The 23,613-nt window shown below is 48.9% G+C and carries 19 protein-coding genes; 4 read left to right on the top strand and 15 right to left on the bottom strand.

Features of this window, described 5'->3' with window-relative positions:
* Positions 1-121: 121 nt before the first annotated feature.
* From E0496_RS25350 to E0496_RS25340, 3 genes are all read right to left on the bottom strand, one after another.
* Positions 122-754, bottom strand: a complete 633-nt coding sequence (locus tag E0496_RS25350) for a metallophosphoesterase family protein (RefSeq protein WP_241674989.1) — start codon at positions 752-754, stop codon at positions 122-124.
* Between the two features lie 182 nt (positions 755-936).
* Positions 937-2,439 (bottom strand): alpha/beta hydrolase family protein, encoded by a 1,503-nt coding sequence (locus E0496_RS25345; protein WP_141504543.1) that lies wholly within the window; start codon positions 2,437-2,439, stop codon positions 937-939.
* Between the two features lie 427 nt (positions 2,440-2,866).
* Positions 2,867-4,372, bottom strand: a complete 1,506-nt coding sequence (locus tag E0496_RS25340; protein WP_141504542.1) for an alpha/beta hydrolase family protein — start codon at positions 4,370-4,372, stop codon at positions 2,867-2,869.
* A gap of 567 nt (positions 4,373-4,939) precedes the next feature.
* Here E0496_RS25340 and E0496_RS25335 point away from each other — a divergent pair.
* Positions 4,940-5,479 (top strand): GNAT family N-acetyltransferase, encoded by a 540-nt coding sequence (locus E0496_RS25335; RefSeq protein ID WP_241674988.1) that lies wholly within the window; start codon positions 4,940-4,942, stop codon positions 5,477-5,479.
* Between the two features lie 102 nt (positions 5,480-5,581).
* On the opposite strand, the gene E0496_RS25330 is transcribed toward E0496_RS25335, so the two are convergent.
* The 11 genes from E0496_RS25330 to E0496_RS25280 all read right to left on the bottom strand — a co-directional run bounded on the left by E0496_RS25330 (position 5,582) and on the right by E0496_RS25280 (position 19,162).
* Positions 5,582-6,754 carry a sugar ABC transporter permease gene (locus E0496_RS25330; RefSeq protein ID WP_175598118.1) on the bottom strand — a complete coding sequence of 391 codons (1,173 nt, stop codon included), beginning with the start codon at positions 6,752-6,754 and terminating at the stop codon, positions 5,582-5,584.
* 2 nt (positions 6,755-6,756) lie between these two features.
* The gene (locus tag E0496_RS25325) at positions 6,757-8,280 is read right to left on the bottom strand and encodes a xylose ABC transporter ATP-binding protein (protein WP_141504539.1); all 1,524 of its coding nucleotides are present in this window, start codon (positions 8,278-8,280) and stop codon (positions 6,757-6,759) included.
* An 85-nt stretch (positions 8,281-8,365) separates the two neighbouring features.
* The gene (xylF, locus tag E0496_RS25320) at positions 8,366-9,463 is read right to left on the bottom strand and encodes a D-xylose ABC transporter substrate-binding protein (RefSeq protein ID WP_139992543.1); all 1,098 of its coding nucleotides are present in this window, start codon (positions 9,461-9,463) and stop codon (positions 8,366-8,368) included.
* A 133-nt stretch (positions 9,464-9,596) separates the two neighbouring features.
* On the bottom strand, positions 9,597-11,141 hold the full coding sequence (locus E0496_RS25315) for a response regulator (RefSeq protein ID WP_141504538.1): 1,545 nt from the start codon (positions 11,139-11,141) through the stop codon (positions 9,597-9,599).
* A 1-nt stretch (position 11,142) separates the two neighbouring features.
* Complete coding sequence (locus E0496_RS25310) at positions 11,143-12,585, bottom strand: sensor histidine kinase (RefSeq protein WP_141504537.1); 1,443 nt, start codon at positions 12,583-12,585, stop codon at positions 11,143-11,145.
* On the bottom strand, positions 12,582-13,595 hold the full coding sequence (locus E0496_RS25305; RefSeq protein WP_241674987.1) for a substrate-binding domain-containing protein: 1,014 nt from the start codon (positions 13,593-13,595) through the stop codon (positions 12,582-12,584). Before E0496_RS25305 ends, E0496_RS25310 begins: the two co-directional genes overlap by 4 nt.
* Before the next feature lie 534 nt (positions 13,596-14,129).
* Complete coding sequence (locus E0496_RS25300) at positions 14,130-14,480, bottom strand: hypothetical protein (RefSeq protein WP_141504536.1); 351 nt, start codon at positions 14,478-14,480, stop codon at positions 14,130-14,132.
* A gap of 168 nt (positions 14,481-14,648) precedes the next feature.
* Positions 14,649-15,083, bottom strand: coding sequence for an L-fucose mutarotase (fucU, locus tag E0496_RS25295; RefSeq protein ID WP_141504535.1), 435 nt, complete (start codon positions 15,081-15,083; stop codon positions 14,649-14,651).
* 63 nt (positions 15,084-15,146) lie between these two features.
* The gene (locus tag E0496_RS25290; RefSeq protein WP_141504534.1) at positions 15,147-16,643 is read right to left on the bottom strand and encodes a rhamnulokinase; all 1,497 of its coding nucleotides are present in this window, start codon (positions 16,641-16,643) and stop codon (positions 15,147-15,149) included.
* Between the two features lie 53 nt (positions 16,644-16,696).
* Positions 16,697-17,356, bottom strand: a complete 660-nt coding sequence (locus tag E0496_RS25285; RefSeq protein WP_076266723.1) for a class II aldolase/adducin family protein — start codon at positions 17,354-17,356, stop codon at positions 16,697-16,699.
* Positions 17,357-17,371: 15 nt separating this feature from the next.
* Positions 17,372-19,162 (bottom strand): L-fucose isomerase, encoded by a 1,791-nt coding sequence (locus E0496_RS25280; RefSeq protein ID WP_141504533.1) that lies wholly within the window; start codon positions 19,160-19,162, stop codon positions 17,372-17,374.
* A 128-nt stretch (positions 19,163-19,290) separates the two neighbouring features.
* Here E0496_RS25280 and E0496_RS25275 point away from each other — a divergent pair, with 128 nt between their 5' ends.
* On the top strand, positions 19,291-20,304 hold the full coding sequence (locus tag E0496_RS25275) for a LacI family DNA-binding transcriptional regulator (RefSeq protein ID WP_141504532.1): 1,014 nt from the start codon (positions 19,291-19,293) through the stop codon (positions 20,302-20,304).
* Between the two features lie 127 nt (positions 20,305-20,431).
* Here E0496_RS25275 and E0496_RS25270 read toward each other — a convergent pair whose 3' ends face one another.
* Entirely contained in the window at positions 20,432-21,289 is an 858-nt protein-coding gene (locus E0496_RS25270) for an AraC family transcriptional regulator (RefSeq protein ID WP_161601566.1), read from the bottom strand.
* A gap of 148 nt (positions 21,290-21,437) precedes the next feature.
* Between E0496_RS25270 and melA the strand changes: the two genes are divergently transcribed.
* Together melA and E0496_RS25260 are read left to right on the top strand one after the other, a co-directional pair.
* Positions 21,438-22,736, top strand: coding sequence for an alpha-glucosidase/alpha-galactosidase (melA, locus tag E0496_RS25265; protein WP_141504530.1), 1,299 nt, complete (start codon positions 21,438-21,440; stop codon positions 22,734-22,736).
* A 154-nt stretch (positions 22,737-22,890) separates the two neighbouring features.
* Positions 22,891-23,583, top strand: a complete 693-nt coding sequence (locus E0496_RS25260; protein ID WP_141504529.1) for a cupin domain-containing protein — start codon at positions 22,891-22,893, stop codon at positions 23,581-23,583.
* The last annotated feature ends 30 nt before the right edge of the window (positions 23,584-23,613 follow it).

Raw genomic sequence — 23,613 nt, 5'->3', positions numbered from 1 at the left:
ATGTTGGATTGAACATTCAACGTGATGTACATACTCATCTCTCCCTTGAGACCAGTATGTTTCATCTCGTCAAAGTTGTACATTATTATTCAAGCACTTCTGTACATGTTTAGATTAGCATTTACAAATGCCCGAAATACCATTTACGATATGCAAGTCGTTTCTGAATATCTTGAAAGAAATTATGCATATGATCTACCTCGTATTTCAAACCATATCTACTTGTTAGCCACTCCAAAGCATTAATTGTGCACGTATGTGTCAAGACATAGTCAACGATCCAGTTATTCCTTTCAAGACTTCGAATACCTTCCTCATATTCTGCTTGTGAAGGCATCTCTCTTCTCCACCAGGACTTTCCCTCTGTACGATATTCCTTATCATGCGAAGCAGCTCCACCGAAAGTGAAGAATTTGAATCCATCGATCTTAAACACTTGGCCTCTCATCAGGTGGATAACACTATCGTTGAGCCTATGTACTTTACCCCCGCACCACTCTTCAACTGGATAACTCTCTAACAGATCAAAATTTTCATGATTTCCATCAATAAAAAGTGTAGTAAATGTTTTCTGTTTATTTAGCCACTTTAACCAAAACTGGTCTTCAGCATCAAGATTCCATATTAATCCGAAATCTCCTGTGATGATAACGTAGTCTTTCTTAGTTAGCACACGTTGCTTTGGAAAATTTTTAGTATTTAGTCGTTTGGCCACACTGTTTGTTCCATGAATATCTCCAGTTATGTAGATCATCTCTTCACCACCATTTGTTTTTTCTCTGGCGTATCATAATTAAACCATATTTTTGCATTCGTAAGAAAACTGTATTTTACAAAAGGTGCTTACCGAAAAAAAGAGCAGTCGCCGTAGTAACTGCTCTTGTTCAACTATCGTTCAAGGTAGCGCAAAGTATTTTTCTGTTCCTGTTCCATCATTTATAATATTGAGGTTACAAGCTTCACTTCCGGAAAGCGGCTATCCGATCCTTTCATTAAGATTCCGCCTTGATTTTTCAGATAAATATCGAAGAAATCCAGCATATAAGCATTGATAACGGAGTTCACTCTATCGGGTGCAGTCTTTCCTGTAACACCCAGCATTTTAAAAATCGGGGAAATGAACTGTACGTCGGTAAAATTCAAATGCTCCGTATTCTCGATATAGAGGAATTGTCCCCCTGCGGCAATCGTTTCGCGCATCCGTTCAAGCTCGACCTTTTTGTCTTCTGTTACTTGATCCATCCACTCTCTTGTGTTGCCCATACGGTTAAGCTCTGCATTCGTGTAGACATGGTTATCCTTCACCATTTTTAATCTTTCGAATTCGCTTTCCGAGTTCATGAACAAGAACGGCTTACGCAGAGCCACTCTCTCACGCAGTCGATAAAGCGCTCCGTCTAAGTCTATTCCAACCGCGATTCGCGGATCGTAAGAAGCGTCATAGGCCGTCGCTCCGCCGATAGAATGACCGAACACCCCGACATGGGCGAGATCAATCCTCCCTTTTAGACGACTTGGCAACTGCCCCGATTGGATGAGCTCGAATTGGTCCAGCGCTAATGCCACATCGTTGGTTAAAACTTTTCCCAACTTGTCGCGATTTCCGATTTCCGTCCGGTAATCATGGTCGGGCGAGAATAAGTCGCTGGTTGTGATGGTCGTGATTCGACCGTCCGGAAACTCGGTTGCAAATGTATTGTAGGTGTGGTCGATCACTGCCACGATATATCCGTGACTCGCGAGATTTTCGGCTTGCGACGTATGGAGGAATCTGGAAGAGCCGAACCCGGGATTCGCAAGGATCAGCGGGTATGAAGTCTGTGCCGAAGAAACTTCGGCCTCAGAATAAGCATGACTGGATACGTACTTCAGGTGTTGAAAAGTAAATCCGGGAAGGGCATAGTTCGCGGCCATATAACTTAAAATCCCGGTATCGGGAATAAAGGGAGCGTACTTGCCGGTGACCGCTTGAGCCGGATACCATACCTGAACCATCAATTCTCTCTTATCCTCACTGCCATCTCCGAAAATCTCTTCCCTCTTTGGATCCACGAAATGAAAAGTTTGCGTTCCTACCTTAAATTCGCCTATCGGTTCGGGTAGTTTAAATACAGGGAAAACATACATAAGACCCGCTGTTGCGAGCAGCATTATCGCTATAGCGGTATTTGCTGTACCCAATAGGTATCGCGGGATTTTTTTGGGGGAGCTCTTTTTAAAACAGCGATATCCGGATGTGGCTAAAAAAATGATCGTTATGCCATATGCGAAAAATAGCTGAACTCTGTATCCTTCCACCGTCCAATGAATGACCAGTAAAAGTGTAGCAATCCCGCTTGCAACGAATATTGGAATTTCCCGCCGTCCTTTTTTTAATAGGAATGTTAATGCAAACAACCCGATGTTTGACAAAAAAAGCAACAGTTCAAGCAGTCTCATCTCGATTCTCCTTTTGAAACATTTCTATTTTCGTTTTTTCTAATATTATCCTGCCAGGCTGGCCTAAGCTATCGATTTGCCTTGCATCTACCTTACAATTTTGTAAGACGACTCCATCTGGAAAGGCGTAACCAAGGAATGAAAGGGCATTGTCCCGTCGAGGTGTGGGAGTGAAAGCCTCCGGAGGTTACGAAGAGCAGCGTGCAGCAAAGCAACAAAAAAAAGGAGCGAAAACTCGCCCCTTCTGTTCCTGCATGCGTGTCGGTTGCCCATTTTTGGTGGCTCTCGTCCCATTCCATCCGAGTTACAATTCATCCTCTGGTGTAACCTTACGAATAAGCAAGTATTCGTGACGTATTTCTATAATTGGCGGAGTCTGCCCTTTTTTGAAAACTGGTTTTCATTTACCATGTTTTCCAGACATCTATCAATGGAGATTGCCCTCCGCAAATAACGTTGTTCCGAACTTCACCTCAGGATAATCGCCAGTTGGTCCCTCAACCAACCTCCCGCCTTGGTTCTTCAAATATTTGTTGAAGAAATCCAGCGTATACGCGTTCACGATGGACGTGGCGCGTGCTGGAGAGATGGAGCCTGCTAAATTTATGAACCGAAAAAGAGGGCTAAGCAACTGCATATCCGTAAAGTTATAGTGCTCGGAGTTCTCGATGTATACAACTTGTCCGCCATTCTTGGCCGTGTTAGCGAAATGCTGGCCCTCTACTTTAACTTCCTGAAGTTGTTCCTCAAATACTTCCCGGTCATTTGCCCCCATCTCTTCTAGCTCTTCATCGCTATATACGTAATCCTGCCGGGCCTTGTAATAAAGGTCGAAGGTTCGCTCTGCCAGCATATACATAAATGGCTTTGACGAGCCGGCTCGATCGGTCCGGTATAACGAGCCATCTAGATTAATACCCGCTTTGATCCGGGGATCGTAAGTAGCATCGTACGACGCGGCTCCACCGAAGGAATGCCCGAAGACACCGATATGATCAAGATCCATCTTGCCTTCAACCTTGCTTGGAATTTCGCCCGCATTCATTCGCTCAAGCTGATCTAGCGTGAAGAGAACATCGTCCGTCCAGGTTTTGCCTACCAGGTCACGATACTCCTTGTCGATAAACTGTTCTTCATAGGTTCGAAGTAAGGTCAACGTACCGTCTGGAAATACGGTACCGAAGGTGCTGTATGTATGGTCGATGGAAGCAACGATGTATCCATGGCTGGCGAGATTTTCGGCTTGGGAGGTCTGGTATATCTTCGACATGCCGAAACCATGATTTAGCAGTACCAATGGATAAGCCTCACTCGAGTTAGCGGCCTCGGCGTTTGCGTAGGAATGGGTCGGGATTTGCTTCAGATAACTCATGAACATCACAGGGAGGCCGATCGCGGACGATAGAGGCTCCACCTTCAATAATTGATCTGCATTGGGCAGAAAGGGATATGGCTTTCCGCTTGTATTATGCGCGGGATACCAGATTTGGACCATTATTTCCCGCTTTCCACCCGGAGCTTCGGCGAATAGCTCTTCCCGCTTTTCATCGATAAAATGGAAGGTTTGTGTGCCAATCTTGAGGTTTCCCGTTGGCTCTGGCAGCTTGAATAGAGGGAATAGGTACATCAGTGCCCCTGTCGCAGCGAGCATGAGCGCAATCAAGCTGTACCCGGCAGCACCCCATGCTTTATGCCTAGAACGAGAAGGAGTTTGCTTAGAAAAACGGTAGATCGAAATCGTGAACATAACGAGCGTATAGCAATACGGAAAAAGAAGCTGGACGCGTAAACCTTCTACTAACAAATGGATTATTAACAGCAAAACGCTTGCACCGCTTGTGGCAAGTAGCAGCTTGTATTTGCTTCTCCTCAAGATCGACAGCGCAAGCAATTCGACGTTTGATAATAGCAACAGCAGTTCAAACAGCCTCATCGTTCATCTCCTCATTTCAGCACATAATCGGTGGCTAACAGATATCGGGATATCCGACTGTCTTCATTAACCACATGGCAACACAAGCAATGCACCAATTATCAGCACAATAAACACTCCGTGAAAGACGGTATTGGCACTTCAAATGTTATAGCAGTCTACAGGCACATTCGATGACAGTTCATTTATTGGCCTCCCCAACTCGGAATCTTATACCTATATCAAATGGTTCTTAATCACCATCTACTATTCGACAGTAACCTACAAAATCCTTCAATATATTGGAATTTAACCTTCCTATTCCCAAGTAAGGAGTAGCTGAGAACATCAGAGTTATACGAAAACAGAGCAACAAAGGCGAAGTGAAAACATGGGATAATTCCTTGCTGCACAAGGGGTCACAGCATTTTTGCATGGTCGAAAAACGGTTCGCCTAATAAGGGGTTATCTGAAGTCTGTACCCGATTAAACTACATTGAATATTTTTTTACTTCTCATTTCTTTTCACTTACTATTGCTCGAAGATTCGTTTATAATAAATAAAATTTCACCTTTAGGAGGGATATCATGTCGTTATTAACAACAGATCGATTGATACTGAGGCAGCTAGAGGAAAAAGATGCTGACGCAATGGAGCTCTTAATCGACGACTACGAGGTAGCGCGAACGACTCTTAACATTCCTTATCCCTACCCTAAAGGTAGCGCTGTCAGCTTTATTCTACATCGCGCAGAGGTTGCAGGCGACGGAGACGGTTACTCTTTTGCGGTCATCCACAAAGAGAAAGAAGCATTTATGGGATCGATTGGCATGCAGATTAACAAGAGCAGCAACAGAGCCGAACTCGGCTATTGGCTGGGCAAGCCATACTGGAATCAAGGATTTATAACCGAGGGAGTTCGGAGAATTATTCAATTCGCCTTCGAAGAGCTTGGGCTCCACAAAATTCATGCGGCAGCAATGAGCAAGAACCCCGCTTCATCCAGCGTCATGAAAAAAGCGGGAATGAAGTATGAGGGCACTTTTTTGCAGCATTATTTGAAATGGGATAACTACGAGGATATAGACTACTACGGCTTATTGCGCGAGGACTATTTGAACGGATAGGCTAACAAACTTATAAATTCTTATATTTTCCAAAGAAACGGGAGGTGCATTTATCAAATGCGCCTCCCTGATCCTCCAGCTTCTTGCTGACTTGCTGTAAACTCAAACCTTCTTCCGCTGCCTCGTATAAATGTCCACATACACCGCGAGAATGAGAATGCCGCCTTTGACAATATACTGCCAAAAGGACTCTAGATTCATTAAGCTCATGCCGTTGTCCAAGCTCGCCATAACGAGCGCTCCAATAATGGCCCCGACGATGGTACCGGTACCGCCCATCAGGCTTGTTCCCCCGATTACGCATGCCGCAATGGCATCCAGCTCATAGTTTTGCCCGGAGCTCATCGTTGCCGCATTCAGTCGGGCGGTCAGAACAAGCGCAGCAATCGCAGCTAACGTATTACAGAGGACGAATACCAGCAGGATGCGCCGCTTGATGTTGATGCCTGATAGACGCGCAGCCTCGGCATTTCCGCCGATAGCATATACTTGACGTCCGAACGTCGTATTTTTCGATATGAAGGTGAAAATGAGCGCCAGTACGATGACCATAACAAAGGGAACAGGAATGCCCTTATAGCTGTTCATCAAATACACGAAGCCGATGACAAGCGCACCAATGACACCCAAACGCAGCACGCTTACCGCAAAAGGCTCGACATCGAACCCGAATTTCGCTCTAGCCGTACGCTTGCGCATAACCAAATAACCAGCCACCGCCAAAGCGGCAATGCCAAAAATCCAGCCAATCAGATCGCCTACATAAGATTGTCCGATCGCTTTCATGGAAGGCGTCAGCGGAGCGATCGTCACACTTCCTGTCGTCCCAAACAAAATGCCCCGGAAGATAAGCATCCCGCCTAAGGTGACTATAAACGCCGGAACCGCCCGGTAAGCGATGATCCAGCCCTGAATGAAGCCGATTGCAGCACCGATGGCCAAAGTAGCTATAATAACCGGAATCGTGTTCCATTCGTACCATACGTTCAGGATCGCTGCGATGCCCCCGGTCAACCCCACAAGCGAACCTACCGACAAATCAATCTGGCCGGCAACGATAACGAGCACCATGCCGATAGCCAGAATAGACGTTACCGACATTTGCAAAAATAAATTTGATATATTCGTTGGCGACAAGAAGCGCTCATGCAGCAATGAAAACAACACCCAAATGGACAATAGCGCTCCGATCATCGTATAGGCACGGGCATCGAATTTAAACCAATTCGGACGCCTCTTTGTTTTCGTTTGGTTCAATACCGTTTCTTGATTCATGCTCATCGTCCTTTTCCTCCTGTGGCAGCCGTCATGATCATTTCCTGTGTCGCTTCCTCAGCGGCAAATTCCCCCATATGCTTGCCCTCCGCAATAACCATAATCCGGTGGCTCATGCCAAGCAGCTCCGGCAGCTCCGAGGATACCATAATGATGGAAACGCCCTGCGCGATCAATTCATTCATAATGTTGTAAATTTCGAATTTGGCGCCTACGTCAATCCCGCGGGTCGGCTCATCCAAAATCAATATTTTCGGAACCGTCATCAGCCATTTGCCGAGCACCACTTTTTGTTGATTGCCTCCGCTCAACGTGCCGACAATCGTCTCCACTGAATTCGCCTTCACGCGCAGCGAGCGCAAATATTGATTGCCTGCCGCAATTTCTTCATTTGGGCGAAGAATGCCGCCAGAGGAAATCGCGCCAAGACTCGCTAAGCTCACATTGCTTTTGATATCCATGCCAAGCACAAGGCCGTATTTTTTCCGATCCTCCGATACAAGCGCCAAGCCTGCCTTGATCGCTTGTTGGGTATTTTTGAGCTTGACTCGCTTGCCCTCAATTTCAATCGTCCCTTGGTTTTGCCCGCCATAGGAGCCAAACAAACTCATGACAAGCTCCGTTCTGCCCGCTCCCATCAACCCGGCAATACCTAGAATCTCACCCTTGCGCAGCTCAAAGCTTAGATTGTCAATAACCTTCTTCCCCTGACGCTCGGGATTCATAACGGTGTAGTCCGTTACCTTCAACACGATCTCGCCTGGAATTGCTGCCACTCTAGGAAAGCGCTCCTTGAGCTCTCGTCCTACCATAAGCGAAATGACTTTATCCTCGTTGACTTCGGCGATTGGGTAGGTGCCCACCGTCTGTCCGTCACGGAGAACTGTTACTGTATCCGCAATCGCAAATACCTCATTAAGCTTGTGTGAGATATAAATACAGGTAACGTCCCGCTTCTTGAACTCCCGCAAAATGCCGAGCAGTATCTCGACCTCCTGCTCCGTCAATGCTGCTGTCGGCTCATCTAAAATAAGGATATTTGCCCGCTTGGACAGCGCTTTGGCGATCTCAATCTGCTGCTGCTTTCCGATCCCGAGCCCACCGATCGGTTGCTCCGGATTCACGTCATGCAGGCCAACCTCTTTCAGCCACCGCTCGCTTTCTTTGAATACCCGTTCCCAGTTAATGATGCCAAAGACTGCCGGCTCCTTGCCAAGGAACAAGTTCTCGCCGATCGACAGTTCCTTCACAAGGGCAAGCTCCTGATAGATGATGGCGATGCCCGCTTCTTCTGCATCTTTAATTTTGCCAAAGCGCTTCTCTTCTCCGTTGATCATGATTTGCCCATCGTAGGTGCCATGCGGATAAAGCCCGCTAAGCACCTTCATCAAGGTGGACTTGCCGGCGCCGTTCTCGCCGCATAACGCATGCACCTCTCCTTTTTTTACCGAAAAGGTTACGTCGTTCAGCGCTTTAACGCCTGGAAATTGTTTTGTAATGTTGCGCATCTCTAATGCAGCCGTCATCCCTTGAACACCTCCGAAAATAACAAAGAGGGGAGACGCGTCATATTGCCCATCGCTTCATCCCCTCATTCTTCGTCGCAAACCTCTATTTCACGTTTTTGTAAACATCTTCTTTGGAATGGAAGCCGTCCGCAATGACTGTCGCATCGATATTGGATTTGTCGACTGCAACGGGATCAAGCAAGACCGAAGGAACATCGATTTTACCGTTATTGACCGACTTATCCGCGCCAACGTCCTCGCCATTAGCCAGCTTCACCGCAAGCTCGGCTGCTTTCTCAGCCAAATCCTTGATCGGCTTGTAAACCGTCATCGTTTGCGTGCCTTCCACGATACGCTGTGCTGCTGCAAGCTCGGCGTCTTGGCCGGATACTGGAATTTTGCCGGAGAGCCCTTGAGCGGCCAACGCCTGAATAACACCGCCTGCCGTACCGTCATTCGCTGCGACGACGGCATCGACTTTATTATCATTTGCTGTAAGCGCATTCTCCATATTCGTAAGTGCGTTCGCCGGATTCCAATCCTTCGTCCATTGGTCGAATACGACCTGAATGTCACCGCTGTCAATGAGCGGCTGCAAAATATTGAACGCGCCTTTTTTGAACAAATGAGCATTATTATCGGTTTCCGAGCCGCCAATGTAAACGAATTTTCCTTTTGGCGCCAGCTTCACGATCGCCTCCGCCTGCATTTCGCCTACTTTTTCGTTATCGAATGAGATATACAGATCGAGGTCAGAGTTTTTGATCAAGCGGTCATAGGCTAGCACTTTAATGCCTGCCGCATGGGCTTTTTCTACGATAGCCGCGGTAGCTTCCGCATTATGGGGAACAACGACCAGCACATCGACGCCTTGGCTGATCAGATTTTCCGCTTGCGAGATTTGCTTCGCGTCATCGCTGTTCGCGGCCTGTACTTCTACTTTCGCGCCCAGTGCTTCGGCTGCCGCTATGAACAAATCGCGGTCACGCTGCCAGCGTTCCTCTTGAAGCGTATCCAGCGAGAAGCCAATGACCAGCTTTTCATCTCCGGACTTGGCATTGTTCGCCTTCCCGGTCGTTTCTTTCGTGCCGGATCCAGAATTTTCTTTCCCATTGCCGTTGCCGCCTGAGCAGGCTGACAGCACCAGAATCAAAGCTAATGCAATGGATACAACCCCGCCTCTTGTCAAACGTTTCCCCATTTTCTTCGCTCCCTTATCTCACGAAATGTAACTGCTTACATTTTCAAATATAGCATACGTCTGGAAGCGGCGAGCGAACCACTTCCAGCACTCTTTTGCGATCATCTGCATTTTTTTAAGATGGACTGCCCTCTCATCGCTTACTGCCTATAATCGCCCGTCGGTAATCGGTTGGGGATGCGCCGCACACCTTTTTGAACACCTTGCTGAAATAATTGGGATCGTTATAGCCCACTTCAAACGTGATCTCCTTTAAGCTGCGCTCGGGGTCAGCCATCAGCTTCTTCGCTTTCTCAATTCTGCACTCGGTGAGAAAATCGATATAGTTGACGCCCTCCTGATCCTTGAACATCTTGCTCATATAAAAGGGGCTCAGCCCTATTCGATTCGCCATCATCTCCAAGGAGATCTCTTTCTCGGAATGCTCCATAATATACTGCTTCATTCTTCCAACCGCATCAGGCTGTACATTTGCTTGATGGGCTTCAATCGTAGACATCATTTTGCTGAGCAAACTCTCGGTTTCGGCGCGCAGCTGCTGATATTGACGTACTTGAAAGGAAAATAACGGCTTCTCAATCTCAATTCCCATTTCCATGGCCACGCGGGAGATGATCCATAGCCGCTCCAGCACATATTGCCCCGATTCCGTCAAGGAAGCCTGATTCTGGTCACAGCGGTTAATTAAGCCCATAATCATTTTCCGCACCTCCGGCCATTGCCCTAAACGAATTCGGTCGACGAACTGCTTCTCTGTTTCTTTGTCCTGATAACCGCTTCCGAAAGTGCCTTCCCTATCCATCTCTCCGTAAAATTGATGCTTGGCAGGCTGTTCCGTATTCGCACTTGCAAGCAGTGCTTCTTGGTAGGATAACCGAACATTGCCAAGTCCCGCGTAACAGCCACCGATGCCTATGAAAAAGTCGCCGCCTGCGGAACGCTGCAGCAGCAGAAGCTGCTGCACTATCGATGCCGCCTGCGCACGGAACGTTTTGGCCGCCTCGCGGAACACGATAATCGGAATTTGACGGCCCGACATGGCTCCTACCCAGCCTTTTCCTACCTCTCTTATCTTTGTTTTCAACGCGCAATAGAGTGCTTCTGGCGCTCCTTCGCTTGGCAGCATCACGAGCATGACAAAAGCCTCACTCGTAATTTCGCCTCCAAGCATCTGCAGCATGTCATCAATATGTACTTCATGGACATGGTCGAACAGCAGCTGCGTTACAATATCGGATTCCACGAGCGGCATCATCTTCCGCAGCTTCTCCTCTTCAAGCAAACGCTGCTCCACCATGGTTTTCTCCTGCACAATTTCATCGATAACCTTGCCGATAACGGCTACAATTTCACTCGCCTTGCTAGGCTTGAGCAAATAATCTTTAACTCCCAGCTTAATCGCTTTGCGGGCATAATCAAACGTATCGTAAGCCGTTACCATAATAAATTTTGCATCCGGCAAAAAGGCCGATATCCGCTCAATGGCTTCAATTCCGTTTACCCCAGGCATTTTAATATCCATGAGAATAAGGTCCGGCTGCCACTCGCTCGCCGACTCAATCGCTTTAGCGCCGTTTCTCGCTTGCTTAAATTCACAGGTGGGAAAGCCCTTGTGCAAAATCGCCTGCAAGCCTTCGCGCTCCACCTGTTCGTCATCCACAATTAATAGTTTAAGCATGCTAGCCTTCGCTCCCCGCTAGTGGTATTTTTATCGTGACCTTGGTTCCGCAGCCGGGTTCACTGTCAATGGAAATGACATCTTCAGCACCGACGAACAATCGCAGCCGCTTAACCACGTTGCTGAAGCCGATTCCCGTGGAGTGGCCCAGACCATCGGCGTTTCCGCCCTCCATCAAAATATGATTGACCTTCTCAGCCGTCATGCCTGCTCCGTCGTCCTCAATTTCAACCCAAACGCGTTGCTCTCTTTCATAAATGCGCAGCGTTATGCTCCCCCCATCTTCAAGCGGCTCCACAGCATGAATGACCGCGTTTTCAATAATAGGCTGAAGTGTAAGGCAGGGAAGCTTGAGCTGAAGGCAGCTCTCATCCACCTCCTGCTCAAATCGAAGCCGATCGGTGAAGCGAGCACTTTGAATCTCAATATATTTCAAAGCAACTGAAAGCTCTTCTTCCAGCGTGACGGCCCGGTCCAGACGGCGCAAATTATAGCGCAGCAAGCCTGCGACGCTTGCTATTAAATCGCTTGTTTCTTCAGAACCATCGAGATAAGCTTTCTTAGATAGGGTATCTAGGGTGTTAAACAAGAAGTGGGGGTTAATCTGGCTTTGCAGGCTGATCAGCTGGCTTTCCTTCAGGAGCAGCTTGCTTTGCTGCAGCTCGCTCTCAAGCTGCGCCTTCTGTTGAATCTCGGAGATTAAATTGTTGATATTTACGCGCATCCGGTCAAACGTCTTCGCGAGGAATGAAATTTCATCGTTGGAGTGCACTTCAATCGGCTTGTCGAAGCGTCCGCGGGACAGCTCCTTGGCAGCCACCGTCAACTTCTGAATCGGCCGGGTAATGCTGAGGGAAAACCAGTAGGTAAATAACAATAGTATAATCGTAATCAAGGAGAGCAGCCAAGCGCCAAGCCTTTTCAGCTCTGTGCTTTGCTCAATAATGCCGCGGTAAAACGCATCGTACGTCCTTACTTCCTTGTCAATTAGAGTAATCGTCGTCTCGGCTATATATTTGTCAATTCGGGTGGCTTCCTCGAACTTCTCGGCCGATTGCTCCGCGTTTCCTTGTCCGAGAAACATGACTGTCAGATCCGCCGAAGCGACCAGGCTATCAATCATATTAATATAACTCGTCAGCGTAAACGCGTTGTCCTTATTCCGCAGCGTGACCGTCTGCAGCTTTGCCATTAGCATGTTTTTTTTGTTCTGGTCAAGCTTGCTCAGCTTCAACGCAGATGGCTTTTGCATATAGTCATTTAAAGCAATAATTGTCTGGTGGCTGTGATCAGTCACTTCATTCATGCGCAAATAGCGCTGCAATATATCATTATATTGCTCCTGCGTTTTCTGATTATAGTAGGTAAGCACGACCCAAATCAGAACCATAATAGAAAGAACAATAACCGACATGGTCAAAATTTTCCGCTGAATGCTGTTCATCTTGTTTCCCCCGCCCGCAGCACCTTGATATCGGTAAAATAACCGTCAGGGTTCAGCGGCACCTGCTCGCCAGTGAGCCACTTGATCATATGGGTGACGCTTTGCTCTCCCATCGCCTCCGGGGATTGTGCGATTAGCGCATCGATCTTGCCCTGCTGCATCAAGGTTAACGTCTCCGGCGAATCATCGAAGGAATAGATATAAAAGGGCTCTACCTGCATCCGTTTGCTAATTTCCTGAATAATAGAGCCAGCGTGATTCGCGGATACGGCAATAAAAGCATCCACGTTGGGAGCCTCGTTCAGCAGCTTATTCGTTGCGCTGGCCACATCCACACGGGAATCTCCCGCCGCAACGATCAGCGTCTCGATCTGGGGATACGGCTTCAGCACATTTAAGATCCCTGTCAAGCGCGAGCGTTGGAAATATTCCTGGCGGTCCGAAACCATTAACACCACTCTGCCCGCGAAGCCCATATCTGACACCAGCTGGCGCGCGATCATGCTGCCTGCTTCCAAGTGATCAGAACCGACATACGTCCGGCGCAGGCTCTCATTCATTGGAACATCGTTTGCGACGGTAATAATCGGAATGCCGCTGCTTGCTGCCTTCACCTTGGTCAAGCTTTTGAATTCATCCGTATCCAATCCCTGCACAATAATGCCATCTACCTTGGATACAATGGCAACCTCGATGTTTTTGAGAAAATCATCGCGATTCGAGCCGTAGGTGCCCCATACCTCCAAGCTTGCACCATATTGCTCAGCCGCCGCCATAGCCCCCTTCTCCACCTTCGCCCAAAACGGAGTATCTAGCTCGCTTGTAATCAGTACGAGCCGGTAGCTGTTATGCTGCTCCGATGTAAGCGCGGGCTCAATCAAATTGGAAGAGAACACCTTAATCATCGAGGTTAGCGTAAAAAACAAAATAATCAAACATCCAGCAAACAAGCTGACAAACATCGATTTGCGCAAGCCTCTGGCCCCCTGCCCGCATAATAAAGCATCCATCTTGATAACGTTTTCATATTTAAATCATAATGAATGCCGCGCTTGCTGTCCAGCCAAATGATTTAACGCAGTTTGAGCTGGGGAGGCCATTTGAGGAGGACATGAGGGTAGTTCGGTGGGATAGATCTACTTTTTAGACCTATTTCTAGATTTTGGGCGGTTTCAGCCCCTATAGATCTACTTTTTAGATCTATTTCTGATAATCGCAGTATTTGAGCGGCCTTTTGGCCTGAGTTTTCTGAAATAGATCTACTTTTTAGACCTATTTCTAGATTTTGGGCGGTTTCGGCCCCCATAGATCTATTTTTTAGATCTATTTCTAATAATTGCAGCATTTGAGCGCCCTTTTGGCCTGAGTTTTCTGGAATAGATCTACTTTTTAGACCTATTTCTATTTTTTAGGCGGTTTCGGCCCCCATAGATCTACTTTTTAGATCTATTTCCGATAATTGCAGCAATTGAGCGCCGTTTGTACTCATATTTCCGAAAGAGAATAGTTTATCATGCCGAGATGACGATCCAGCATTCTACAGCTCAATCCCTAAGGTCGTAGCCTATAATCAGCTGCGTACTAGGGTCGACATAAATGCCAATCGGCCCAAGGAGAGCGTCATATTTCGTTTTAAAAACAACCTGCTTTACATCTTCACTCACTTCTTTTTGCCGCTTAAACGGAATCTCAACCCATTTGAACATTTTAACCTCCGTTTGCTTCCAATCGCCGACGATTGTTGATTGCTCTGCCTCGGACAAAGAATGGTAAGCAGCGCTGCGGATCTTCATCGGTTCGTAGACTTCCGCTTTCTGCACGAGCGGCCGATCCGCTCCGCTTGTTGAGAAGATAACTAATGCCAAGCAGAACACGATGATCACTTTCAGCTTCATAACCAATCCCCTTTACCAGTCAATGTACTCCCCCGCTGCTCTTAGCCACCTATTCGCTAGCAACAGCCATAACCTATGGACGAAAATAAATCTCACTGGTTGCAAAAAAAAGAAAAAGACTCCATCCCCTACGATACCAGGATGCAGCCTTTTTCAACATTTCCTACGTTAGTCTTCCGTTATTACGCCTTTTTTCAAAATCAGGTTGGCGTACAGCGCGCTTTCGCCAGTCGCAATCACCGCATAGGCTTTTTTCGCCCGCTCATAAAAAGCAAAGCGCTCCATCTGCTCGAACGGCTCCGATAATCCGGTACGCTGCTCGATAATGGCACGGTACTGCTCCCAAATCGGTGTTTCTACCGTATCGCCGGGCACTACCTGCATAAGCGCCGCCGGTTTCTCCACATATTGATCAAGCGGAAACAGCTTTAATATGGCATCCAGCAGCTCAGGCACGTTGTGCCCGTCAGCCCGAATGAGCCGCTGCGCATGGCTCGCACCTGGAAAATTGCCGTCGGCAAGCACGATTTCGTCGCTATGCCCCATCTCGCTAAGCACCTTAAGCAGCTCAGGAGAAATCAGTTTCGAAATGCCAATTAGCATACCTTCTCTTCCTTTCGTTACCCGTATAAATGGCGAGAAATTCAAACCGGCCACTTGCCGTCATTAGTATTTTAAGCTATCAAAGGTTTCATAAACAGAGTGCCAGGACTCAGACGGCTCGGGAGCAAATTCCTCAATGGGAAACGAAGCGGCTACCAGCTGTCGTGCTTCCCGCAAATCAGCGCATTGCCCCAGAGCAACGAGCTGCATCAGCATATTGCCGATCGCACTCGCTTCTACTGGGCCTGCCCATACCGGACGGCCAATCGCATTCGCCGTCAATTGGCATAGCAGCTTATTTTGAATGCCGCCGCCAACCATATACAGTCCGCCGAAGCTCTCTCCCGTCAGCCGTTCCATCTGCTCAAGCGCCTGACGGTACCGAAGCGCAAGGCTTTCTACGATGCACCGAGCGATTTCCCCTACCGTCTGCGGAACAGGCTGCGACGTCTGGCGGCAGTAGGCTTGAATGCGGCCGACCATACCCGATGGCGCGTAGAAGGAAGCATCATCCGGATGAATAAGGCTGCGGAACGGCTCGGCTTTCTCAGCTTGGACAACGATGTCTGCGAAGGAAAGTCCCAGCCCCTGCTCATCCCACTCCCGCTTGCATTCCTGCAATATCCAGAGTCCCATAATATTTTTAAGAAGCTGATAAGTGCCGCCAACGCCGCCTTCATTAGAAAAATCCAGCGCCTGAGCTTCAGCTGTTACGATTGGCCGAGCAAGCTCTGTCCCCAGAAGCGACCATGTGCCGCACACCAGATAAGCAAACGGACTTTCTCCATCCGCCGGAACAGCGGCGACCGCTGATTCCGTATCATGTGTTCCCACTGCCACTGCGGTCATCGCCGGAACGTCAAGCTCCTCGCATACCTCTGGCAGCAATGTGCCAAAAGCCGTACCGGGATGAATCGGCTCACGAAACAAACTGCTCGGTATGCCCAGCTCATTCATCAGCTCCGTATTCCACCGCTGCTCTTTCGGTTGGTAGAGCTGCGTGGTGGTCGCCATTGTAAATTCGCATACCTTCTCGCCTGTCAGGAAGTAAGCCAGCAAATCCGGCGTAAGCAGCAGCGTGCTCGCTGCCGCCAGCTTAGGCGAATTTGCCTTTTTCATCGCATAGAGCTGGTTAATGGTATTAAAGGACATAAATTGCAGCCCGCCCTGCTCATATAAGCGATCCTTGCCGATGAGGCTGCTCAGCTCCTCCACGATACCTTCCGTTTGCGGATCGCGGTAATGATACGGGTTGCCGAGCAGCTCACCCCTCTCATCAAGCAGGCCAAAATCCACGCCCCAAGTATCGATTCCGAATGCCTGCGGCGCGTGCCCTTCCTGAAAAGCATAGCGGATTGCCGTTTTAAGCTCCTGAAGCAAGCGCAAAATATCCCAATGCAAATGCCCATGCACCGCGATCGGCTCATTCGGAAAACGGTGAATTTCCGTTACCTGCAGCTTTTTATGCCCGTCCGCTCCTCCATCGACCAGCTCGCCAACCAGCGCCCTTCCGCTGCTGGCTCCAAGGTCGAAAGCGAGCACAGTCGCAAGCTTCGTCATGCCAAAATCCTCCCCTTGCGTAATGGCTCACGCCGATTCGCGGCGAAAGCGAATTACTTCATCTTTTGCAGCAATTCGATGCGGTAAGCCTCGCTCTCCAGCGATGCAATCTCTTCAAATTCTTCCTTTGTCAGCACCTTCGGCTCACGAATGGCTTTGGCAATCAAGTAAATTTTTGTGCTTTCCTCTACAACCTCTGTCCGGTAATAAGCTTCGCGCAAATTGCGGCCCGATGTCACCAGTCCATGGTTACCGAGCAGAACGGAGCTTGCTTCGTTCACCTTAGCTACATAGGCGTCAGCCAGCTTATCTGTGGTTGGAAGAACATAAGGCACATAAACCGTTTTGCCAACGAGTGCCGCTTGGTCCGGGAACATAATTGGCAGCTCTTGCTCCACTAATGTAAAAGCGATGCAATACGGCGGATGAGTATGCACGATGGCTCCGATATCCGGGTTGGCGCGATAGGCATAGAGATGCATCAGCACCTCGGAGGACGGACGAAGGCCGATATCCGTAATTTCACCCGTCTCGATATCCACCTCTACCCATTGGTGAGGCTCAACTTCATCAAGGGCAAAGCCGCTTGGCGAAAGGTACATTTTACCCTCGAATTTCGCGCTAATATTGCCGCCTGGCCCTACGACCAATTTATTTGTTACGGTTTTGCGTGCATATTTGCAAAGCTCATTGCGAATATCTGTGCTGCTCATGTGAAAACCTCCAATTTATTTATAGATCGGTCCGAAATTTTGACAAGCCCGGTAGTCCGCGCTCTCCGCATTCGCTGTTCCGAACAAGCCCCAAGCTCTCGGACGGAAAATTTGCTCTTCAGGAACGTTGTGCATATTCACCGGAATCCGCAGCATCGAAGCTAGCGTAATCAAGTCGGCACCAATGTGTCCGTAGCTGATCGAGCCGTGATTCGCCCCCCAATTGTCCATAACCTCATACACGGAATGGAAAGAACCTTCGCCTGTCAGTATCGGTGCAAACCAAGTCGTCGGCCATGTCGGGTCCGTACGGTTATCAAGCGTGTCATGTACATCCTGAGGCAGGTCAACCGAGTAGCCTTCGGCAATTTGCAGCACCGGACCAATGCCCTTAACAAGGTTGATGCGAGACATCGTCATCGGCATGCCGCCGCGCGTCAAATAGTCAGAGGAGAAGCCGCCGCCGCGGAAATATTCCACGGAAGCCGGACGCCAAGAGGTCGCATCCAAGCATTTTTGCGCTTCCTCGTCGGTAATTTCCCAGAAAGGCTTCAATGCCGGCTGCCCGTCTTTCGACTGTTCGCCAGTGCCGTCCATCGTAGCGGAGCCTGAGTTAATCAAGTGAAGAATGCCGCCCGCAGCTGCGCCTTCGAGTTTATGGCCAGTGACGCGCTCCACCGATTCAGGGCTCCAGTAAGTCCGGACATCCGCAAAAATCTGGGCCGTATTCGTTAGGAGATAACCGAACAGCATAACGACGCCATTCAAGCTGTCGTTTTCCGTTGCGACCATATAAGGCGCACGCTTGCCGTTCCAATCGTAGGAAGAGTTAAGCACCGTTTCCATGAAATCCCCGTTTGGAAAATGGTCCGTCCACTGCCGCTGGCCTTGGAATCCGGCTACGATTGCATTGTGGCCGCCAGCCTCTTCGCCGAAGCCTAGCTCCGCAAGCTGCGGATTGCCGACCATAAGGTCGCGGGCGATTTGCGTCATTTTGACCACCGTCTCCCAATCCGCATCCTTCTGCTCTCTGGACGTTTGAAGATGCGTAGCATTGTTATCCGGCCCTTCGATGCAGTTTTCCTTCACCCACGTAAGCGCTTTCTCGAACTCCGCGCCATCATAAATACCCTCTTCCATGCGGCGAACGAATTCACTCATATCGATGTATTCCGTGCGCATGCCAAGGTATTCCTGGAAGAATGCGTCGTTTACGATCGATCCGGCAATACCCATGGACACCGAGCCCATCGACAAATACGATTTGCCGCGCATGTAAGCAACCGCAAGACCTGCTCTAGCAAATCCGATCAGCTTGTCTTTCACGTCAAACGGAATCGAAGTGTCACCGGAATCTTGAACATGCTCACCGTAAATGCCGAACGCCGGAAGGCCTTTTTGAGCATAACCAGACAATACAGCAGCCAAATACACGGCACCTGGACGCTCCGTTCCATTAAAGCCCCATACCGCTTTCGGAATCGAAGGGTCCATATCCATCGTTTCCGTGCCATAACACCAGCATGGCGTTACCGTTATCGATACCCCTACCCCAGCTTTCACAAATTTATCAGCACAAGCCGCTGCTTCTGACACGCCGCCAATGCAAGTATCGGCAATGACGCATTCCACAGGCTCGCCATTTGGATAACGCAAATTTTCCGACAATAGCTTTGCTGTGGCGATTGCCATGTTCATCGTTTGTTCCTCTAGTGATTCGCGAACGCCTTTTCTTCTGCCGTCAATCGTGGGACGAATGCCGATTTTGGGGAAGCCGCTTTGGAAACGCAAGTTTGTGTCCGTCATGAATAAAAACCTCCAATAGGTTATAATAATGTTACCGATAACCTCAAAATAACAATAAAAAGAGTTGCTGTCAATGTCTACTTTTTTGTATGATAGAAACTATGATTTAGCGATAAGGGGACAATAAAATGGTAACGATCTACGATGTTGCGGCCAAAGCAAGTGTCTCCGCGATGACCGTCTCCAGAGTTATCAATAACACTGGCAAAATAAGCGACAAAACAAGAGCAAAGGTCAAGCGCGTCATGGAGGAGCTTGGCTATGTTCCGAACCAAACGGCGCGTAGCCTGGTCCTGCAGCAGACGAAGCTGCTCTTCCTGCTCATCACCGATATTATGAACCCGTTCTATACTACGCTTGCCAGGGGAGCCGAGGATGCGGCCAAGCGTTCCGGCTACCGCCTGCTGTTCGGCAACAGCGACGAAAGCTTGGAGAAGGAAGCCGACTACATCACAACAATTCTGACTACACGAGTCGACGGCGTACTTGTCGCGCCTGCTGGCGACCCCTCCCTGCCGCATCTGGAATCAATGCGCAAGCACAACGTCCCGTTCGTTCTGCTCGACCGCGAAGTGCCGGGCATTGCCTGCGATATCGTGCTGGGCGACAGCAAGGACGGTGCAAGGCGGCTAGTGGAGTACCTTGTCTCGCAGGGACACCGCACCATCGCGATGGTGAACGGATCGCCGTCAATCTCCAGTGCCCGCTTGCGTCTTCAAGGCTTTCAGGATGGTCTTAAGCTGAATGATCTGGCTTACGACGAGAGCTATGTCTATGAGACCAGCTTTGGTCCAATAAACGATTTGACGGAAATGGGACAGTGGCTCGACCAGCTCAGCACGCCGCCTACGGCAATCGTAGCGGGCAACAACGTGCTGGCCGTTGAAATTTTGCGGTTGCTTCGCGACCGCGGAATTCGAGTGCCGGAGAATATTTCCCTCGTTTGCTTCGATGATTTGGGGCCGTATTCGGAAGTGGAGCCGTTCTTGACGGTTGCCGCCCAGCAGGCTTACCAGTTCGGCTACATGGGCATGCAGATGCTGGTCGAACGGATACAGGAGAGAGAAACGGAGCTGCCGTGGAAAAAAATCGTATTGCCTGCGGATCTGATTATCCGCCGTTCTGTCAAAACGCTTGAATAACAAAGCATAAGACTATTAGAGCACAAAGAAGAGGGACGATTCAGCTTTGCCCATCCGGCAACCCGAGCTGAAACGTCCCTCTTTTCTTCCAAATAAGCCCGTGCCAAGCAGCATGAACGGCAAACATTCATATTCTCCCGCGCAGTGCCTTGCGGAAATCCGTCGGTGACTGCCCGCTCCACTTGTGGAATTGTTTTGTAAAAAACAACGGGTCATTGTAGCCGACGGAAGACGCGATCTGCGCGACCGTCAATTCGCCTTCAAGCAGTTCCTCCGCCTTCTTCATGCGCACCTTTAATAAATATTGCATCGGCGGCAAGCCGGTCGCTTCCTTGAAGAGTCTTGTTAGGTGAGCGCGGTGATAACCGAGTGTCTGGGCGATCGATTCAATCGAGAGCTGCTGTCCGTACTGCAACGACAACAGACGGATTGCTTGGTCGATCTGTCTGTAGGAGCGTGCGACCGGCACCTGCACTGGCGCATTTTCTGTCAGCTGCAGACGCCCAAGCTCATAAAAGAGCAGGCGAAGCCAGCCGGACGCCTCCATATTCCCAAGCACCGGTACATTCGTTTTATCCATGCTCTTGCGAATGCTTCTAAACATTTTCTGAATAGCCGGCATCGGACAATTTCGGACAACGGCAAAATCCGGCGTAATTCCTACCGAGCTGAGCGCGGTTTCTACAAGCTCGCCAGAGAAACCAACCCACATATATTTCCACGGATTGCTTGTGCTCGCTTCATATCTAACCAGAATATCGGGAAAAATAATGAAAGCGTCACCAGCCTTGCAGGTATAAGTCTTTCCAAGTGTTTCAAATTGCCCCTCCCCTTCCAGGACAATATGAATTAAATAGATGTCATGCACCGCCGGTCCGATAAAGTGGCCTGCCACCGGTTCCCCTCTCCCACTGAAAAGCACGGACATTTCGCCTTTCAAAGGGGCAGCATTAATTATGATCGAATAACTGTGATGAGCTTCCAAGTCTACACCTCCAACAGTATTGTATCTGTTATCATACAAAATGATGCAACATTTATCCATATAATGCTTCGTTCTTTCCATATTCTTTTTCGATATGCGTCCTTATACTGAAAGAGTCAGCTAATCCAATTCAGGAGGCCATCCTACTATGCCAAAAATTACGTTCATCGGTGCGGGAAGCACCGTATTTGCCAAAAACATTCTCGGCGACGTCATGCAGACACCAGCTCTGCAAGACTTTGAAATCGCTCTTTTTGATATTGACGACCAACGCCTGCAAGATTCCGAGAAAATGCTGCTTAATCTGAAACAAACCAGCCAAAGCACCTGCCAGATCAAAGCTTATACTGACCGGAAAGAAGCGCTTCGCGGCGCGAAGTATGTCGTTAATGCGATTCAAGTTGGCGGCTACGATCCTTGTACCATCACCGACTTTGAAATTCCAAAAAAATACGGCCTGCGCCAAACGATTGCCGATACCGTAGGCATTGGCGGCCTTTTCCGCAACCTGCGTACTATTCCGGTTATGCTTGATTTTGCGCGAGATATCCAAGAGGTTTGTCCGGATGCGCTGTTCCTGAACTACACCAATCCAATGGCAGTTCTAACCAATGTAATGAATACGCATGGCGGCGTGCAAACCGTAGGCTTATGCCATAGCGTTCAAGGCTGCGTTCCGCATCTGTTCGAGCATCTGGACCTCGACCCTACAGGCGTGCAATACAAAATTGCCGGCATCAACCATATGGCTTGGCTGCTTGAAGCGAATAAGGACGGCGTCGATCTTTACCCGGAAATCAAGCGCCGTGCAGCCGAGAAGCAAAAGGAGCAGCATCATGACATGGTTCGTTACGAGCTCATGCAGAAGTTCGGCTACTATGTGACCGAGTCATCCGAGCATAACGCGGAGTATCATCCCTACTTCATCAAGCGCAATTACCCGGAGCTTATTGAGCGCTTCAACATCCCGCTCGATGAATACCCGCGCCGCTGCGTAAGCCAAATCGAAGGCTGGAAGTCGATGCGCGATACGCTCGTCAATGACCGGAACCTTGAGCACAGCCGCAGCCATGAATATGCTTCTTACATTTTTGAAGCCATTGAATCTAACAATCCGTTTAGAATCGGCGGCAATGTTATGAATACAGGACTCATTACGAACCTGCCCAAGGAAGCTTGCGTTGAGGTCACTTGCCTTGTCGATTCCAACGGGATCACGCCAACCTTCGTCGGTGATCTTCCGCCGCAGCTTGCTGCGCTTAACCGCACGAATATCAATACACAGCTGCTTACGATTGAAGCAGCGATTACGGGCAAGCGCGATCATATTTATCACGCGGCTATGCTTGATCCACACACGGCCGCTGAGCTTTCGATGGACGACATCGTATCGCTCTGCGATGAGCTGATCGAAGCTCATGGCAGCTGGCTTCCAACCTACAAATAAATACGGTTCCGCCCGATAAACGACCAGCCTAAGCATGGATAAATGCTTCAGGCTGGTCGTCTTTTATTTGCAATCCGCTCACATTCATATAGGCAAACACATATCCTAACCTCGTAAGACTATAAATGATGACGGAAGAGGGCAGGATCAACGTATGACTTCTTATGCAGATTACACGTCCCCCGGGACACAATTTACTTATGATTTGAACAACAACCTATTTTTCAAAAAGGATCCCTACAACTACATTAATTTGCTGTCTGTCAAGCAGCTGAACACGCTTGGCAACAACTCGCTGCTCGATATCTTTCTGAGCAGGGGAAATGTCGTTGAGCCGCATTATCACCAGAACGCAGCCGAGCTTGTCTATTGCATCTCGGGAGCGGCCGAAGTTGCCATTATGAACCCTTTTACGAATCAGTTTCTCCATTTCTATATCAAACCTGGCCAAGTCGCGAATGTACCGCAGGGGTGGTGGCATTACGAAATTGCCTTGGAGGACAATACGCATCTGCTTGCAATCTTCGATGCGCAGACGCCTGAAGTTATTTTCGGCTCAGATATTTTACGATTGACGCCAACCAACGTACTTGCCTATACCTACTGCCTCGATGAAACAAAATTAAAAGAATCGCTTGCTCCAATTAAACAAACCGTCATTTTAGGGCCGCCAAGCAACTGCAGCTACAATCCTTCCGTACAAGGGCAATCGGCAAACGCCCCTATACAGAAGCAGTCGAAGGTCCAACCATCCGCAGCCAATCCAGCTATGCCCATTATTAACCAAAACCAAGCCAACTCCAATGCCATGTATGGCCACCAACATCGCCAGCAGCAGTACTATTAAAACCAAAGAAGGAGCCAAGCAGCAAATGTG

This window comes from Paenibacillus luteus (assembly GCF_006542765.1).
GTDB lineage: Bacteria > Bacillota > Bacilli > Paenibacillales > Paenibacillaceae > Pristimantibacillus > Pristimantibacillus luteus.
This window is presented reverse-complemented; position numbering and strand designations above follow the sequence as displayed.

Excerpts from the sequence above, each read along its gene's own strand:
- E0496_RS25350 (WP_241674989.1), bottom strand. The coding sequence starts at position 754 with ATGATCTACATAACTGGAGATATTCATGGAACAAACAGTGTGGCCAAA.
- E0496_RS25345 (WP_141504543.1), bottom strand. The coding sequence starts at position 2,439 with ATGAGACTGCTTGAACTGTTGCTTTTTTTGTCAAACATCGGGTTGTTT.
- E0496_RS25340 (WP_141504542.1), bottom strand. The coding sequence starts at position 4,372 with ATGAGGCTGTTTGAACTGCTGTTGCTATTATCAAACGTCGAATTGCTT.
- E0496_RS25335 (WP_241674988.1), top strand. The coding sequence starts at position 4,940 with ATGTCGTTATTAACAACAGATCGATTGATACTGAGGCAGCTAGAGGAA.
- E0496_RS25330 (WP_175598118.1), bottom strand. The coding sequence starts at position 6,754 with ATGAATCAAGAAACGGTATTGAACCAAACGAAAACAAAGAGGCGTCCG.
- E0496_RS25325 (WP_141504539.1), bottom strand. The coding sequence starts at position 8,280 with ATGACGGCTGCATTAGAGATGCGCAACATTACAAAACAATTTCCAGGC.
- xylF (WP_139992543.1), bottom strand. The coding sequence starts at position 9,463 with ATGGGGAAACGTTTGACAAGAGGCGGGGTTGTATCCATTGCATTAGCT.
- E0496_RS25315 (WP_141504538.1), bottom strand. The coding sequence starts at position 11,141 with ATGCTTAAACTATTAATTGTGGATGACGAACAGGTGGAGCGCGAAGGC.
- E0496_RS25310 (WP_141504537.1), bottom strand. The coding sequence starts at position 12,585 with ATGAACAGCATTCAGCGGAAAATTTTGACCATGTCGGTTATTGTTCTT.
- E0496_RS25305 (WP_241674987.1), bottom strand. The coding sequence starts at position 13,595 with ATGGATGCTTTATTATGCGGGCAGGGGGCCAGAGGCTTGCGCAAATCG.
- E0496_RS25300 (WP_141504536.1), bottom strand. The coding sequence starts at position 14,480 with ATGAAGCTGAAAGTGATCATCGTGTTCTGCTTGGCATTAGTTATCTTC.
- fucU (WP_141504535.1), bottom strand. The coding sequence starts at position 15,083 with ATGCTAATTGGCATTTCGAAACTGATTTCTCCTGAGCTGCTTAAGGTG.
- E0496_RS25290 (WP_141504534.1), bottom strand. The coding sequence starts at position 16,643 with ATGACGAAGCTTGCGACTGTGCTCGCTTTCGACCTTGGAGCCAGCAGC.
- E0496_RS25285 (WP_076266723.1), bottom strand. The coding sequence starts at position 17,356 with ATGAGCAGCACAGATATTCGCAATGAGCTTTGCAAATATGCACGCAAA.
- E0496_RS25280 (WP_141504533.1), bottom strand. The coding sequence starts at position 19,162 with ATGACGGACACAAACTTGCGTTTCCAAAGCGGCTTCCCCAAAATCGGC.
- E0496_RS25275 (WP_141504532.1), top strand. The coding sequence starts at position 19,291 with ATGGTAACGATCTACGATGTTGCGGCCAAAGCAAGTGTCTCCGCGATG.
- melA (WP_141504530.1), top strand. The coding sequence starts at position 21,438 with ATGCCAAAAATTACGTTCATCGGTGCGGGAAGCACCGTATTTGCCAAA.
- E0496_RS25260 (WP_141504529.1), top strand. The coding sequence starts at position 22,891 with ATGACTTCTTATGCAGATTACACGTCCCCCGGGACACAATTTACTTAT.